The organism is Acholeplasma equifetale ATCC 29724, from assembly GCF_000687735.1.
GTDB lineage: Bacteria > Bacillota_I > Bacilli_A > Acholeplasmatales > Acholeplasmataceae > Acholeplasma > Acholeplasma equifetale.
Genome location: NZ_JHXL01000002.1, coordinates 111,493 through 131,846, shown reverse-complemented (window position 1 = coordinate 131,846; position 20,354 = coordinate 111,493). Strand labels below are relative to the sequence as shown.

1 protein-coding gene is annotated in these 20,354 nt (G+C 31.6%); it reads right to left on the bottom strand.

Annotation, left to right across the window (positions count from 1 at the left end):
• Positions 1-20,307 (bottom strand): InlB B-repeat-containing protein, encoded by a 20,307-nt coding sequence (locus tag T434_RS0102125; RefSeq protein WP_162150626.1) that lies wholly within the window; start codon positions 20,305-20,307, stop codon positions 1-3.
• Between the last annotated feature and the right edge of the window lie 47 nt (positions 20,308-20,354).

Genomic DNA, 20,354 nt, shown 5'->3' with positions numbered 1-20,354 from the left:
TCATTCAAATATGTTCATAAGATTTCTTATATGTAAAAGTAATAAGTTTAAATCGACTACGTCGATATATTTATCTTCATCTATCATTGCCGCTAATAATAATTCTTTTTCTATCGGTAATAATAGGCGAATATGTAATAATATTGCGTTGTAGTCATTTATATCAATAAACCCATCACCATTGACATCACCTTTTAAGACGATAATCACTTGATCAATAAATACTGAAGGATCCTTTTGATCTCTTATAACAATTCTGATACCAGTTCTCACAATTGAATCTAAATTATCAATTGTATTACCTGATTCATCAACAAACTCAAGATTTTCGTTGATGAATTTTTCTTTTAAATCTGCTAATGTTTGATTTAAGTACGCTCCAAATAAGTAAACATCATTTTCTGATTTTTCACGTTCAGTAATCGGAATAATACTTGTTACATCAGCATATGCAATTAAATATTTATCTTTATATTCATCTTTAAGTTCGATAAATCCATTATATAGATATCGAGCTTTGAGTTTTACGTGACCAATGAATCCAACTGGTATTTCAGTAATAAATTCATTTCCGTCTGGATCAATTGTTATTGAAACATATTTTTGCTCATCTTCACTTAAGATAATATCTTCAAGTACCCAACCTAAGAATAAGTTATATTCTTTTTCTGGTGTTGGAAGAATAGATAATCCAGTTTCAATATCATATGTATCTTTTGAAAGACTTGAACCACCATCAGTATCATATATCACATCATAATTGATTGGTTTGAAAGTTGCGTAAAGTTCAAGGTTACCATCAAAGTCAAAGATAATCTTCATATTTGGATTATAAACTGGTTCATTAGAATCAGGATCTAAGCGCCATCCAATGAATTCATAACCACGTTTATAGTATTCATTTTCACGTAATTGATATTCACTACCATATGTAACAACATCATTAGTCATTGAACCACTATCAGCATCTAAGACATAATAGAATACTTTGTATCTATTTGCTTTAAAGATTGGATAAGTTTCAATATCTTTCGTGATATTTGTTAAGTCTTGATCCCATCTTACAAAGCTATGTCCAGCTTTAAGTGGTGTTGGAATAGGATCAATGTCAAAATCAATACTACTTCCATATGGTTTTAAAATTTCTATAATTTCGTCTTCATAAACGAAACTAATTATAAATCGTCTTAATTCTGCTTTAAATACAGGATAGATATTTAAATCATTCTTAACACTACTAAAGTCTTGATCCCAATCTTGGAAGAAATATTCATATTTTTCTGTCATTTCTTTTGTTGGAGTTTTTGCTGGTGATTTAGCAGGTTTTCCATATTCAATAATTTGAATATCCAATACTAATCCATTACCATCAAAGAACTTAACAACATATGTTTTTAATACTTCTTCATAGATTGCGTAGTATTCAACGTTTTCAGTTAATGTTGCTGCTACAGTCTTATCCCATCCAACAAATCTTTCATATGAATGGTCTGTAAGTTCTCTATCTGGTGGTGTTGGAGCTATAATTGGTGTACCGTAAGCACCTTTAACTTGTTTTAAGATGGTGACATGGTCACTATCATAGAATGTATAAGTGTACATTCTAACAACTGGTGCATAACGTACTTGAACAATTGTATCTTCCGTAATAAAGCTAAATGGTTTATCCCATCCAACAAAAATATATTCATACTCAAATGTTGGCGGTTTTGTTGGAATTAATTCGATTGCAGGTTCAATTGCCCCCATACCATATTCAACATTTTGTTTATTAATAACTTTACCTTCTTCATCAATGAATTGAACTTCATAGACTTGCAGGTATCTATCAAATATTGGTTTGATTGTTGTATCTTGTGTAATATAAATTGGTTTTCTATCCCAAATTCTAAACACATAATAATATTGTTGATTAGGGGTTTTTGTTGGTTTATCTAATGGAATTGAACCATTATCACCGTAATCTACCCATTCTTGATAGAAGATTTCGTCATCACCATCTAAATATGTAACTAAATACTTGTTGATAATCTCATCATAAACCGGATAGAACGATAAGTCCTTTGTCATCATTTCTGGAATTTCTTTATCCCATCCTATAAATACATATGTATATTGTGGTGTATTTTCTCTAATAGGCCCTTTAGGTGGGATAACTGTTGAACCATAATCATCAGTAACTTGATAATATATGTTTCCAAAACTATCAAAGAATGTATATGTATAACGTTTTAGATTCGCTTCAATAATAAGTTGAACGAGTGTATCTTCAATGATATGATTAAACTCTCTACTCCAACGATATGTATATGTAAATTCTTCTGTATCTTTTGGAAGTTTAATTTGAGTTGGTTCAGTTGCAGAACTTCCAAATGCTACAAACTGTTCACTTATGATGTTACCTAATTCATCAACAAAGACAACAACATATTTACGAGTTACTTCTTCAAATAATGGATAAACAACTGTATCCTCTTTAATATTTTTTAGACTATGATCCCAACCAATAAACTTATAAGTGATTGCTTCTGTTGGTGTTTTACTTGGAATACCGTCAAAGTATACATCTTCACCAAACTTCACTTCAAGCTCATAGAAGATATTGCCATCGCCATCCATAAATGTAACGATATTGACATTATTATATGTCTTATAAACTGCGTAAACATCCATTTCATGTGTGACGTAAGTCAAATCTTCACTCCAACCAACAAATTCAAATCTATGATCTTGTGTTGGAAGTTTTGTAGGTTCATATGAAGGTAATATATTTGAACCATATTGAGCTTTAATCGTTTCAATAAGTTCTAAGTCGTTATAAAGTCTAACATCAAAGTATCTTAATCTTGTTTCATATTCTGCATAAACCGTTTTGTTTTCTTTGATTTCTTTTAATGAATCGCTCCATCCAATTGGTGCATAAACATATTCATCACTTAGAACTATAATTGGTAATTCTTTTAGTATGTCCTTTGCATCTTGTCCGTATTCAACGATTTCAACAATTGATTTTTCTTGATTGTTTAAATCTAAATATACGTATGTAACTTCATAATATCTATCAACTTCATCAAAGATTGGATAAACAATTAAATCTTTACTAATAAATGATAAGTCTTCACTCCAGCGATTAAATACATAATATGTATTATCCTTTGGTTCTTTAGTTATATTCTTTGGAGGCGTTATGCTTTCACCATAATTTGCATAAAGGACTAAGAATTCATTGTTGAATGCATCCATGAATATAATTTGATATTTTCTTAATACACTTTCAAACACTGGATGAATGTCTAGATTTTCTTTAACTTGAAGATGATTGTGTGTCCATCCAACAAACTCATAATGATAAACTTCATCAGATGCTTTAATTGGTATTTCTGGAACGATTGCATCCATACCATATTCAACAACTTGTTTACCAATTACTGAACCATATGCATCATAGAATTTAACATCATAGAATCTGTTCTTTTCTTCAAATAATGCATAGATATCTAAATTTTCATAAACTTCACTAAAATCTTTATCCCAGCCAGTAAAGACGTAAACTTTTGTATCTGTCTTTTTCTTTGTAGGTGTCTCAAAAGGAGCATTTGCAGCTTCATCTAAGAATACGTGTTCAATGGACATGATATTGTTATCACCATCAATGAAACGAACAATGTAATATAGGTAAATTTCATCAAATACTGCATAAAGTGTATAGTTTTGTTTAATATTTTTAAGTTCTGTTATCTTTTCATCATTTAATGTCCAGAATAAGAACTCATATTTAATTTGGTCTGTTGATTCTTTTGTACCAACTGGTAATTTTAATGTTGACCCATGATCAGCTAATAATGTATACGTTGAATCACCATCAACAAATGTAATTTCATATTGTTTAATGCGTGATTCATATACCGCATAAACAACTAAATCACTTGTTACTTCATCAAATGGTTTATCCCATTTAATAAAGACGTATTCATAAGCTTCATTCGCATGTTTTGGAATAGGAGCTACTGGTGCCGTTGCACTACCTAAGAATTCCACACGTTCAGTCTTAAGAATTAAGTCTAAATCATAACCATAGAAAGTAACATTATAGTATCTTTGAACTTCTTCAAAGATTGGTTTGATTGTTATATCTGCTGTAATATGTTGTAAATCATGATCCCAACGAACAAATCGATATGCTACTTCATCTTTTGCATCTTTCTTAGGTGTTCTTGGTGGGCTTGCGTTCATACCATAAAGGACGGTTTGAACTTCATGAATTTTTCCATTACCGTCTAAGAATGTTACAGTAAATGGTCTTAAAGATTCTTTAAATCTAGGTGTAACAACTGTGTTTTCTCTAATTTCTTTATAATTATCGCTCCAAGATTCAAATTCATAGACATACATTTCTGTACCATCTTTAGTTGGATTACTATTTGGTAATGGTGCATCATTTAAGTATTCAACACGCTCAAATATTTCAAAGACATCGCCATTACCATCAAGGTAAACAACTTCATAATATCTTGGAATTTCTTTAAATTCAGGATAGACAATTATATTATCTTCAATATGTTGTAAGCTATGATTCCATCCTATGAATTGATATGCATATTCACCTTTTGGATCTTTTCTAGGTTCACCAATGTTTTCTTCAATTGAACCTAAATATACAACTTCAACAACTTTAAATACTTTATCGTTACCATCCATAAAGGTTACTTCATAATAACGATCTTTTTCTTCAAATAATGGGTTTACTATTATGTTTTGAGTAATCTCATCAATTGGTTTGTCCCAACCAATAAATTCATAAACATATGCTTTGGTTGGTTCTTTCTTAATACCTTCGGTTGGTGGATTTGCATGTGATAGATACTCAACTTTATCAACATATAATATACTGCCATCGCCATTTAAGAAGGTTACTTCATAATATCTTGGAACTTTCTTAAAGATTGGTTTTACAACAGTATTTTCCGTAATGAATTCGTCAAAGTTGAAGTCCCAATCAACAAATTCATATGCATATTCATCATATGATTTTCTTGGAATAAATGAAGGTTTTTCTAAAGTATTTCCATATTCAACTTTGACCTCTTTAAAGAAATTATCATCACCATCTAAAAATGTCACTGTATAGAATCGATCTATTTCTAAATAACGTCCATAAATCTTCGTATCATCAAAGATTTGCTGACTAAAGTCAAAGTCCCATGCTTCAAACTGATAAATTTTTAATGAACTTGGATTTTTAGTAGGTATTTTTGTTGATGGTGTTACAAAGTCACCATGTAAAATATTTATTTCATCAATGACTTTATTGTTTCCATCGATAAATTGAATCATGTGATATTTAACTTCATAATTAGCCACTAATGTGATATTTTCTTCATCATTAAATGGTTCTAAACTCATACCTAAACCATCAGTATATTTAATGTATGTATCATTAGCTGTGTAATACCAACCCTCTAAGATAAATCCAAACTTATAAGGAACTACTAATTCATAATGATAACCTGGAATGACATAACTAAAGAGTTTATCATTGTTACCATCTGCACTGTTGTAGTCATAGTAAATTTGATAATATGTTCTTCTTGTTGCTTCTTTACTACGTAATCTTATTTCTTCATGGTTAGATTTTGAGAATATACTTAATTGTGGATAGTTTTCATTATCATCAATATTAATGTTATCCGTCCAGTTTTGTTTACTGAAATTCATTTGTAAACTACCTAGACCAAGACGTTCAATACCCGTCATATAGTTATAATCTAATCCATAAACGGTACTTGAGTTTTGAGAGTTACCAACTGCTTTTGTTGGTTTTTGATAATTGCCAACACCACGATAACTTGATAATAATCTTGAATCATAATAACTATTTTTAACTTCAGTTTCGTTTAAGAACCCTGCGATTGCTCCGACATTTTCTAATCCATAAACAACACCAGCATTATATGTATATTGGACGATAGCTTCTGTTAATCCAACAATACCACCAGTATTTTTACTTCCTGTAATCTCACCCATGTTAAATGCGTTATCAAGTGTTGATGCTAAGTATCCAACGATTCCACCTGTTGAATCTTTACCTTTAATGGTTGCAGTGTTATAGACATTAGATATTGAACCTAAACTATAACCTACAACAGATCCAACATAATGATTACCCGAAACTAAACCATCAACAGATAAGTTTTTAATACTTGCCTGACTTAATGTATAGCCAAACAAGCCAGCATAATCCAGCGTTTGTTGAATATTTAAGATAAATGTTGCTCCACGGCCATCAAAGATTCCATTAAATCCGTAAATTCCATTACCAATTGGTTTAAAGTTCCATTGGTTTTGATCTCTTAAATCAAATTGGAACGTTTCATCGCTCACAGTTAAATAAATACCTTCATAAGTATTTCCACTATTCACTGTTTCACTTAATAAAACCATATCAGATTCATCGAAAATCATATAAGGATTTTCTTTTGAACCTTCACCAATCATAAATGTTTTTGTCTTAACTGAATCTAATGAATCTTTTCTTACTTCTTCATTCGTGTGCGATTTAAAGAATGTAAGTTGTGGATAATAAGCATATTTTTCAAAACTACTTTGAGTTGTAAATCGACTTTGAGTATGTAAATTAAGCTGTGTAGGAAGATTCCCTAGTGCATTTAACCCAACCATATGACCATGGTATAAACCTTTAACATAATCATTATCTACGAAATCATGATCTCCAACAGCTTTTGTTGGAATTGATAATGTATTTTGTTTTGTCATTTGGCTAAGTAAGCTCTTATCATAGTATGCTCGATCAATAGAACCCCATAATGATTGTCCAACAAGCATACCCACATTACCTTTTGCGTATACTTGACTTGCTGAATAACCATCAAATAACTTACCACGGTCTAATTTACCAACTAATCCACCTGCAATTGTTTCCATTGCAGTTATTAATCCAGTATTATAAATGGATTCTATAATTGCGTTTTGTTCAACTTGTAAACCAGAAATACCACCTGCAATGTCATTCATTGAGGTAATTGTTCCATAGTTGAATGCTTCTTTAACATAACTTAAGTTTTCACCAACAATACCTCCTGCTGATGAAACTAAAGCTTTAACTTCACCTTTATTATATGTTTGGATAATATCACCACGGTTTGTACCAGCAATACCTCCTACCATATGAGATGCAACTATGTATGCATGATTATAAGTGTCTTGGATTGTACCAATGTTCTCACCAGCGATACCACCGACAAATGAACCATCAGCTTTAATTGATCCTTTATTGACACTTTGTTTAATTGTACCTTGGTTAACACCTGTGATACCGCCAATACTATTACCACCTTGGTCTTCATATGCGTTACTTTCCATTGAAGCTAAGTTTTCAATGCGTTCTAAAATACCAAAGTTTCTACCTGCTAACGCACCAAAGTAACCTAAACCTTCAATTTTACCCATGATTGTTAAATCATGAACATATGCATACATACCTAAAGTATGGAATACACCTAAATATTCTCCTTTTTCATCACTTAATTGGATATAAATACGTTTCTTATTACCATCGAAATTACCATTAAAGTTATTTTGAGTATCACCAATTGGTTCATAATCTAATCCTTCAACAGTTAAATCAATGGTTTGAACAGAATCAGCAATCTTAAAGTATTTACCTTTAAAGTCAACACCATTCACAACAAAACTATGAATTTCCATCATGTCAAAACCATCATAAATGATGAATGGTTTTTCTTTAGTTCCAATACCTTCAAGCTTTTGACTTAAGATAGATTCATATGAATGTTCTTTACGTATATCATTTAATTGGTTGAAATATCTTAACTCTGGATAATGTGATGTAAAATCAAAGTTTTCTCTTTGAATATATAATGTAATATCTAAATTCATTTGTTCATCATTGTTACCCAATGCATTAAGACCAGTCATATTAGTAAATCTTAACCCTTTGACATCTTCTTTTACTTCATTTTTTAATGCCTGTGTAACAATGATATGTTCTACCTTGATATAACGATTTGTTACATGATCTAAATCAAAGTATGAATTTTCAATAATACCTTCATTGTAATATGAAACACCATAACTTTCAGATGGTCCAATAATTAAACCACTGTGATAAGTTGATTGAATATGACCATAGTTTACAGCAACAATACCCGCTATAAATCCTTTAGTTGTTGATAAGTCACCTGTATTATAACTATTTTCAATATAACCTTCATTATATGCAACTAATCCTGCAACATATTTTTCACTTGATGTAATATTGCCGTAGTTAAAGCTAAATTTTATTTCACTGTTTTGATCTAGATAACCCACTAACCCTGCAGTATATAAAGCACTGGATTCAATTGAACCTCGGTTATATGCGAACTCAATCATTGAATTTTTAGCATATCCAACCAAACCACCCACATAACTATTATGAGCAATAATAGTTCCGCTATTATATGCGTTTTCCAATTGACCATTCATGTAACCAACTAAACCACCAACATATTCATTACCTTCAAGTTTTGCAAAGTTGCTTACATGCATGAATAAACCTTCACTATAACCTGCAATACCACCTACATAATTCAAGCCTTTAATAGATCCTGTAACACTTAAATTTTTAATGGTTGCAGTTACATCAACATATCCAAACAGACCTTGATAATCTTTTTGTTGGTTGATGTTTACTTTAAATTCACTATTATTGCCATCAAAGTGTCCTTTAAATGGATGTGTAGGTGAACCGATAGGTTTAAATATTAAATCTTCGCTTGTTAAATCAAATTGTGTTTTTTCAAATACTTTAAAATATGTATCTAATGTTAAGTCTTCATTTGTTAAGTAATATAGATAATTAAAGTCTTCACTCACGATGATATAATAAGGATTTTCCTTAGTACCTTCACCTTGATAAATTTTACCCTTAATTGAATTTAATGAATCTTCTTGGAAAATTGAACTTGGTGCATCTTTAAATACGATTAATTCAGGATAATATGTGTCATATCCATGATAGTTTTTAAAGTCATATGTATCCATCAATAATCCTAAATCTTTCTTATACGGACCACTTAATTGATATGTTGATAACCCTTTTAATTCATTTGAATCATTGATGTTAGATACAGCTTTTCTACCTTGATTATTAGTATCTGCTTTAACTAAAGATAAATCATAATAACCATATTGGATAACACCTTTACCTTCAATTAATCCTGCAATCGCACCAATATAGCCACTACCTTTAACTTTACCGACATGATATACGTATTTAACTTCGCCTGCTACTAACCCTGCAATACCACCAATATAATATCTAGCTTGAATGGATCCGGTATTATAGCTATTATAGATTTTTGCAGTATTATTCATGGCACCGACGATACCACCAGCATAGTCATAACTATTTACCTTTATCATACCGGTATTAAATGTATTTTGAATGATACCTTCGTTATAACCAGCAATCCCACCTGCGTAATATTCATATGCAATAATATTTGCTAAGTTATAAGCATTTTCAATTTTACCTTCGTTTCGTCCGGCAATACCACCTGTGAAACGTTGACCTGCTACTTTACCTTCTGTTGATAAGTTTTTGACCACACCTAAAGAACCAATATAACCAAATAGACCTTGATAATATTGGTTGCGTTCAATATCTATGATGAATTTTGTATATGTACCATCAAAGTTCCCCATGAATTTGTAACTTTGGTTACCAATTGGTACATACATGGATTCTAATAATGTTAAATCGATAACTTCTACTTCATCAGCAACTTTGAAATATAAACCTGCAAGTGTGTTTCTTGCGATGATTAAGTCAGATACTGCTTTCATATCTTCATGCGAACGAATAATGAATGGATTATCTTTAGATCCGTCACCTTCTTTAAATCTTAACGCCGTAACACTTAATAATGAGTAACGTTTAATTTCATCAAGTTTATGCTGACTAAATACTTTCAATTGTGGATAATAAACTTCAAAACCATTAGGTGCTTTTACCTCAAATCTATCGCTAGATTTAAACTCCATTTCACCAAATGTACCTAATGTCATTTGATAAGATGTTAATCCTTTTAATGTTTCATGATCTAATGTGTTTCCAACAGCTGTTGTTGGTTTATTAAATCCATCTAAATTGTAAATTTCAATAATTTCATAGTTATAATAGCCATAATCTAAAGACCCATGATCATAACCGACGATTGCACCTAAATTATTTAAACCAAATACTTTAGATACAACATAAACATCATAGATTTCTCCAAGATTTGAACCACTTATACCACCAACGAATGATTCACCTGTGATTGAACCAATCATATAAGATTTTGTGAGAGAACCTGCTTGGTAACCTGTTATACCACCAACATGATTATGTCCTAAAACATTCGCCGTTGAATAAACATTTGAAATTGTTCCAAGGTTATAACCTACAACAGATCCTACATAATCTTTACCCTTAATAGTACCTTTAATGCTTAAATTTTTAATTTCAGCATGCAATCCAACATAGTTGAATAACCCAACATAATTTTGATCAAGATTCATATTTAATTCAAATGTAATACCACTACCATCAAAGTAACCTTCAAATGGATATTCACTTGAGCCAATACCTTTATAATTTAATGATGTATATGTCATATTGAAGTAGGTTGCATTTTCTCTAACCTTAAAATAGGTATTCTCAAAAGTCATACCTTTATTAACAAGTTCACTTAAAATAACCATATCTTTCTCATTAACGATAATATATGGTATATCTTTTGTACCTAGACCTTCAAAGACATAATTTGATACAGATATAAATGAATCTTCAGTAACTTTGGTATATCTATGTTCTTTAAACACTTTTAATTCCGGATAATATACTAAAATTCCATCATTTTCTCTATATGTGAATCCTGAATCAAACTCTAAGTAAGATAATCCAATAAGTTCAGATTTAAGTACACCACGTACTGTATCTGTATCTACAGCATTACTGATTGCTCTTGATGGTTTTTGTAATTGGGTTCGTGTATCAGCTTCGATAATTGTCATATCATAATATGCTTTTTCTGCACTACTTTGACCAGCCATACGACCAATCAAACCACCAACATAACTTTGAGCTCGTACAGGTGATGCACTATATACATTTCCTACATAACCGTTATTTAAATACGCTGTAATACCACCCGCATAATCAGCTTCTGCATAAACATCTTTTCGATTATATGCAAATTCAATATTCGTATTTGTTTCGGCATCTCCAACAATTCCACCAACAACACGTCTACCATAAACTGATCCATAGTTAAATACATTTTTAATTTGAGTTTTTGTTGAATAACCAACTAACCCACCAATGTATTGATTAGATCCTTTAATTTGATTTAAGTTATAGCTATTTGATATTTGAGTTTGGTCGCTATATCCTGTAATACCACCTACATAACTTCTACCGTTAACAACAGTATTAACAAAGACTTCGTTGATTTGTGACTTAACAGCTGCACCAATCACACCAACATAATCACGACCATCAATTTGACCTTCTATATGAAGGTTTTTAATTGTGCTGTTTTCAATGTATCCAAATAGACCTATATAATCGCTTGTTGAACGATTCATTTGAAGAATGATATTAACACCATTACCATCAAAATGACCTTTAAAGTGTTTAAATGAAGGTCCAATTGGTAAGAATCCTAATTCAGGATTTGATAAATCAAGTGTTTTTACACCATCCATCACTTTGAAATATAAACCTTCTAAACTATCTTCTTGTGAAACTAAAGATAGTATACGCATATCTTCTTCATGACGGATTAAGTATGGATAATTTTGATCTCCTGATCCAACTGCGAATCTAACAGTTCGAACAGATATGATTGAATTATTCTTTACAACACTTGAAAGATTACTTGAGAATCCTTTAAGTTGTAAATAATAATTATACATACCGGAGGTTGCTTTTGTTTCCCATTCGCTTGCATCAAATGTATAAGCATCCAGTGTAAACATGATTTCTTTTGCTAAACCACGAACAGTATCTTTATTTAATTCATTAGATACTGCATAATTAGGTTTAATGCCGTTTTCCGGACTAAAGTATTCAATTTCAGTATAGTTAAAGTATGCATCTTCAATATTTCCTATGTTGTAACCTAAAATCGCACCAACATAGTTCATACCAGACACTTTAGCACTTGTATAAACATCATGGATTGATGCACTATTATAACCTGCAATACCACCAACATATTGACCTGTAGCTGATAAAACACCATGATAATAAGCTAATTTTAATGTATCTATATTTCTACCTACTAATCCACCTACATAACTATCACCTTGGACAGTTGCGGTTGAATAAACTTGTTCAACTAAACCTTGATTATATCCAACAATTGAACCTGTATAAGAATTTCCTTTGATAGAACCTGTTACAGATAAATTTTTAACAGATGCACCTTCACCAATTGCACCAAATAAACCTACATAATCCTCATTTAAATTTAGATTCACATGGAAGTTTGCATAATTTCCATCGAAATGTCCTAAGAATGGATAATTTTTAGATCCAATAGGTTTAAACTGAACTTTTGATAAATCAAATTCTGCAACATTAGCTGCAACCATATAATATGTATCCAATGCTTGATAGTCTTTATTAATTGAATTTGCTAAATTCATCATGTCATAAGCAGTTGAAATAATATATGGGCTAGCTTTCGTACCATCACCTAAGAATGGGTTTGTACGAACAGACATCATTGAATCATTTTTAATAAATTCTATTTCATGCTGAGCGAATACTCTTAATTGTGGATAATATGCATATTGTCCATCAATTTCTAAGAATACCCACGTAGATTCACTAAACCCTCTATTCTTTAATCCATCTGAGAACATAGATGTTTTAGCTAATCCTTGACCACCAACAGTTGTTGATGGTTTTGCTCCTTTAGGTGGAACATATCTTTCTAATATTGAAACATCATAATAAAGGTTAGTTCTTGTTGTTGAGTATGTATTAAGGTTATTTACAACACCATTAACATATGATGCGCCTGATACTAATGCTGATGAATAGCTATTTACAATTTTAGTATAGCTATTTGCTCCACCAACAATACCTGCTACATAGCGATTAGAGATAATTTCACCTCTATTGTATGTATCTTGAACAGTACCATTACCTTGATAACCTACAATACCACCTGCATAGTCACCATTACCTGTGACTAAACCTGTATTATACGTATTTTGAACCATACCATTTGCAAGCTGCCCAACAATGCCTGCCACTTGATTTGTACCTTCAATTTTGGCAAAGTTATATACATTCATCACGGTTCCAGACAATTGATAGCCAACAACTCCTGCAACATTGTTGCGACCTAGAACAATACCACTAACCTTTAGATTTTTAATTGTACCAAAACCAAAGTAACCAAATAAACCTTGGTTATCTAATGTACTATTATGAATTGAAATTTCAAATTCAACAAAATTACCATCGAATGATCCATAGAATGGATAAGTTTGAGTTCCAATTGGTGTAAAGTCATCAAGTGTCATTTTTTCAACACTTTCATCCATAATAAAGTAGAAACCTTGGAATGTATTACCCTTTTCAATCATTCGTTTAAGATTTTCGATATCTTCTCTTGTCTTCAAGATGAATGGGAATTGTTCTGTTCCTAAACCACCTTTTATATCTACAATAACTGACTTCGTCGAATTTTCTTTAATCTTTTCATCTTCATGATTAAAGAATACTTTGAGTTGAGGATAATACGCAAACTCATCATTTTTTACAACATATTCAAAACTGCCACCTAATCTATTGGCCATTTCTGTAAAGAAGATACCACTATTTAACCCTTCATTAGTAGCAATTGCAGATGGTTTATATGCAAATGTTGTATCGTAATTTGCAATTTCAGTAATGTCATAGTATAGATTAGTACGTGTAATACCATATGTACTAATATTATTTACTAAACCATGAACATAAGTTGTATTTGAAGCGACTTTCGCTGCAGAATAAGAATGTGTAATCTTATTACTTGAATTTGCCCCACCAACTAAACCTGCTGCGTATGTTTGTGCAGTAACTTCTCCTCTAAAGTAGGATTGTGTTAAAGTTGTTCCTGAGTTCATGTAACCAATGATTCCACCAGCATATGTACCTGTTGCATGTACTTTTGCAGTTGAATAGACATTTCTTACAGTACCAGATAGTTGTTGTCCAACAACTGATCCAACTTGATTTCGACCAGTAATTGAACCGGATACTGATAAATTTTCAATAGTACCAGTTCTACTAACACCAAATAAACCAACATTATCATCGGTTCGATTGATATCTAATATGAAGTTAACACCGTTTCCATTAAAGTGCCCATCAAATGGATATGTTGTTGTACCAATAGGTATAAAGTCTTCTAAATCAATTTCTGATATTTCATCAGCAACTTTAAAATAGAATCCAACATACGTATTACCATCTCTAACCATTCGGCTAAGTTCGTCCATATCCGCTTTGCTTGTAATTAAGAATGGAAAATCTTCCGTACCTAAACCTTTAGATACGTCAACTTCAACGGATCTTTTTGAGTCTTTTCGAATTGATTCATTTATATGATTTGCAAAAACAAGTAATTGTGGATAATATGCAAAATCACCATCTTTTGGTTCGAAATACCAAACATTACTTGGTAATCCTAATGCTTCTCCACTGTATAATAATTGATTTGAAGTACGACCATTCGCATTTCCTGTTGTTGGAGGTTTAGATGCTTTTGGTTGATCGTAATTTACTAAAAGTGAAGTATCATAATAAATTCTACTGCGTGTAGTTCCATAAGTACTAAGGTTATTTACAACACCATCAACATAAGTATTTGAACTTACTAAACCAGCGCTATAACCATTTGAAATATTTGTGCTTGAATTTGCTCCACCAACTAATCCAGCTGCGTAACGATTTGCAAGAATCTCACCACGGTTATAAATATTTAAAACAGAACTACTACTTCCTAAATAACCTGCAATACCACCTGCATTATCACCAGTTGCAGTAATATCACCAAAGTTGTACGCAACCTGAATAACTGCAGCCCCAACTTGACCTACAATACCACCTATTTGGTTTACTCCATTAATATTTGCATGATTATAAACATTAAATACGTTACCTGAAATTTGATATCCAACAACAGAACCCACATTATTTCTACCTGTTATAGAACCTGTGACATATAGGTTTTTAATTGTACCAATACCAAAATAACCAAATAAACCAATATTATCAATATCAGGACGATTAATTTCGAGTATAAATTCAACAAAGTTTCCATCAAATGATCCATAGAATGGACGAGATTGAGTTCCAATAGGTTCAAAATCTCCTAATTCAATTTGAGTAACACTATCATCCATTTTAAAATAGAACCCTTGGAATGTGTTACCTCTATTCACCATTGATCGAATATCATCTAAATCTTCGATTGTTTTAATTAAGAATGGGAATTGTTCAGTACCTAAACCTAATGAAACATCAATTTGAACTGATTTTTTAGATCTTGAAATAACATCATCTTTTTCATGATTTGCAAACACTTTTAATTGTGGATAATATGCATATTCATCGCCAGAGTCTAAATAAATAAAATTTGTCCCTAGTCTTGAACTCATATTCTTAAAGAATTCACCACTATTTAATCCTGTTGAACTAGCTAATGCGCTCGGTTTATATGGGTATATATTTTCATAGTTTGCAATCACTGTAATATCATAGAAAATTGCTGAACGTGTAATACCATAAGTGTTTAAATTATTTACGATTCCATCAACATAGGTAGTATTTGATGACACTTCACCACTGGAATATGCGTATGAAATTGTATTACTTGAAGCAGCACCACCAACTAAACCTGCAGCATATGAATTTGCTAGTACTTCGCCTCTATTATATGAGAGTGTAAGTGTTGAACCCGAATTCATATATCCAATAATTCCACCAGCATAAGATGCTGTAGCAATCACATTTGCAGTTGAATATACATTTCTAACAATTCCTGATAATTGTTGACCTACAACTGATCCAACTTGATTTCGTCCCTTAATTGAACCTGAAACAGATAAGTTTTCAACGATACCTGTTCTAGTAACACCAAATAAACCTATATTATCTAAGGTTCCTTTATCAATACTTAATTTAAAATTAGCACCATTACCATTAAATGTTCCTTCAAATGGATAAGTTGTTGTTCCAATAGGGATAAAGTCCCCTAAGTCAATTTCAGTAATACCATCATCAACTTTGAAGTAATAATTAATATATGTATTACCCTTCCTAACCATTTCAGAAAGGTTATCCATATCTTCTTTTGTTCGAATTAAGAATGGTGCATCAGATGTACCAAATCCATCTGTAATATCGACTTTAACTGAATCAATTGAATCTTTTCTTATAACTGCTGATTCATGATTTCTAAAGATAGATAATTGTGGATAGAATCCATACGTATCATCTTTTTCATCAAAATGCCAAATTTCTTCTGATAATTTTAATCCCGATGTACCACCATATAATAATTGATTTGAAGTTCGTCCATTTGAATTACCAGTGACTTGTGGTTTTAAATTTTTAGGTTGTGGATAATTTACCAAAATAGATGTGTCATAGTAAATATAACTACGTGTTATTCCATAAGTACTAAGGTTATTTACAACACCATCAACATAAGAATTTGAACTTACTAAACCCGCACTATAACTATAAGTTACACTTGTACTTGAGTTTGCTCCACCAACTAAACCTGCGGCATATGAATTTGATAATATTTCACCACGATTATATGTATTTCTAACAACACTATTACTTCCTAAATAACCAACTATACCTCCAGCATAATTTGTTGATGCAGTAATGTTTCCTTGATTATATGCTACCTCTACTGTTGCAGCACCAACTTGACCAACTATACCACCTACTTGGTTTACACCTTCGATATCAGCTAAATTATAAACATTCATAACCTTACCAGATATTTGATAACCTACAACAGAACCTACGTTATTTTTACCTTTAACAGATCCTGATACGTAAAGGTTTTTAATTGTACCAACACCAAAATAACCAAATAAACCTTGGTTATCTAAATCAGGATGATCAATTTCTAATTCAAACTCAACAAAGTTACCATCAAATGATCCATAGAATGGATAAGTTTGTGAACCGATTGGTTCAAAATTACCTAACTCTAGTTTTTCAATACCATCTGCCATCTTAAAGTAAAATCCTTGGAAATTGTTTCCTTTTTTAATCATATCTTTAAGATTTTCAATATCTTCAATCGATTCTAAAATGAATGGGAAAAGTTCTGTACCCAAACCTAAAGAAACATTGACTTGAACAGATGTTTTTGAACGATTCTTTATTGTCTCGTTTTTATGTTCTGAAAATGCTTTTAATTGTGGATAATATGCAAAACCATCTTCTGTTTCAACAAATTCAAAACTATTTCCGAGTCTTGAACTCATATTTGAGAAAAATTCTCCACTATTTAAACCTTGTGTACTTGCAAGTGCTGAAGGTTTATTTTTATTTGGGTTAACGTAATTTGCAATCACTGTAATATCATAGAAAATTGCAGTACGTGAAATACCATATGTACTTAAATTATTTACAATTCCATCAACTCCAGCATTTGATGATACTTCACCGCTTGAATATGAGTATGAAATTGTATTGCTTGAAGCAGCACCACCGACTAATCCGGCTGCATAAGCATTTGCTAGTACTTCCCCTCTAAAGTATGAAAGTGTAAGCGTTGAACTTGAATTCATGTAACCAACGATACCACCACCATAGGTGCCACTTGCAACAACATAAGCAGTTGAATACACATTTTTAATGGTTCCAGAATATTGTTGACCAACAATTGATCCTACTTGGTTACGACCAATAATTGAACCTGATACAGATAGGTTTTCAATTGTTCCTGTTCTTGATGCTCCAAATAATCCTATATTGTCTAATGATTCTTTGTTTATGCTTAATTTGAAATTAACACCATTACCATTAAAATTACCATCAAATGGATATGTTGGATTTCCTATAGGTTGGAAATCACCTAAATTAAGTTCAGTAATACCATCCTTAACTTTGAAGTAATAACTTGCATAACTATTTCCACGTGAAACCATATATGAAAGATTATTCATTTCTTCAACTGTTTCAATTAAGAATGGTTGAGCTAATGTACCAAAACCTTTGCTTATATTTCGTGTAATTGAGTTTTTGGAATCAACACTAAAATCACTATTTTTATTATCTTTAAAGACTATGAGTTCAGGATAATATCCTATATTTCCTGCACTTTCATTAACATACCATATAGTATTTGAGTAACCTAGATTACTTAATACAGCATCAATAAGAAAATTACTAGTTCTTCCTTCACTTGAAGATGCTACTGAAGGTTTTAATGCTCTTTTTTGATCATACATTGCAAGAACAGAAATATCGTAATAATTATATGAACGTGTTGTACTATATCCATTTAAGTTATTTGATATTCCCGCAGCAGATACATTTGAAGATACTAAACCGCGACTATAAGTATTTGTAATTGATGTATAGCTATTCGCACCACCAACAATACCAGCAGCATATCTATTGGCTAATATTTCACTTGCATTATAAACATTTCGAACTGTTCCTGTTTCTTGATATCCAACAATACCACCTGCATAATCACCGGCTGCTGTAATTGGACCATTATTGTATGAAACTTCAGCAGTACCCGCTTTCATATAACCGACAATACCACCAATGTTATTATTACCATCAATTGAGGCTTCATTATATACATTTTGTACTGTACCAGATAATAAGTATCCTATGACACCACCGATGTTATTTCTACCAACAATATATCCTTTAACGCTTAAATTTTTTATAACACCTTTACCGTAATAGCCAAATAACCCTACATTGTCTAGGGTTTCATTTTCAATATTTAATACAAATTCAACATTATTTCCATCAAATGATCCATAGAATGGTCGACTTGATGTACCGATTGGTACGAAATTACCTAAGTTAAATTGAGTTCTTCCATCAGCAACTTTGAAGTAAAATCCTTCAAATGTTTCACCTTTAAGAATAACAGTTTTTAAATTTTCTAAATCTTGCACGGTACGTATTAAGAATGGTTTATCTGATGTACCTATACCGTTACTTACATCAATAGTTACTGATTCTAAAGATCTAGAACGAACAGATGAATTGTTACTTTCTTTAAAATATTTTAATTCTGGGTAATATCCATAGTTTGTACCAATGTCACGATATGTAAAGGCACTATTTAATCTACTTGACATATCCGTTAACATTTTACCTGCATCTAATGCTTGAGCGTTTGTTAGCGTTGATGGTTTATATGTGCGTGTTGGTATGTTTTTAGCAATAACTGACACATCATAATATAAATTAGTACGTGTTGTACTGTAAGTTGAGTAGTTATTAACAACACCATTAACAACGTTCACATCAGCTGATACTAATCCCGCATTGTATGAGTTTGTAATTGAAGTGTAACTATCAGCTCGACCAACGATACCAGCAACATATTGATATCCTTCAACATTTCCTATGAAATATGAGTTTGTTACTGTACCGCCTGTCATGTATCCCGTGATACCACCAACATTCGTTGATCCTGTCACCAAAGCTTTTGAATATACGTTTCGAACAGTACCTGAAACAACATGACCAACAATTGATCCAACTTGGTTACGACCAACAATTAACCCTGAAACAGATAAATTTTCAATAACTCCTGTACTGGTAACACCGAAAAGACCAACGTAATCTTGGTCTGGTTTATTGGTATTTAAAATGAAATTGACTCCATTCCCATCGAAAGTTCCTTCGAATGGTTGTGCTGACGTACCAATAGGTTGAAAGTCGCCTAAGTTGATTTCACTTAGGTTTGATGCCACAACAAAAACTTTACCTTTAAATCTTTGTCCAGAACTTACTAACTGAGAAAGCTGTACCATATCATCTTTTCCACCGATGACATATGGATTCTCTTCTGTCCCAGACTCAGAAAGGAAAACAGTAGCATATACATTTTCCCTACGTACGTATTCATTGTTATTGTTCTTAGCGGAGGAATCATCAAGCAAAAAGAAAACGCTAAGTCCGCTAATTAAGAGTAGCACAAAAACAATGAATACTTTATATGATCTAAGTATTCTCATTTTGTCCCCTTAAAAATACTTAACTAATGTACCTAATTCTATTATAG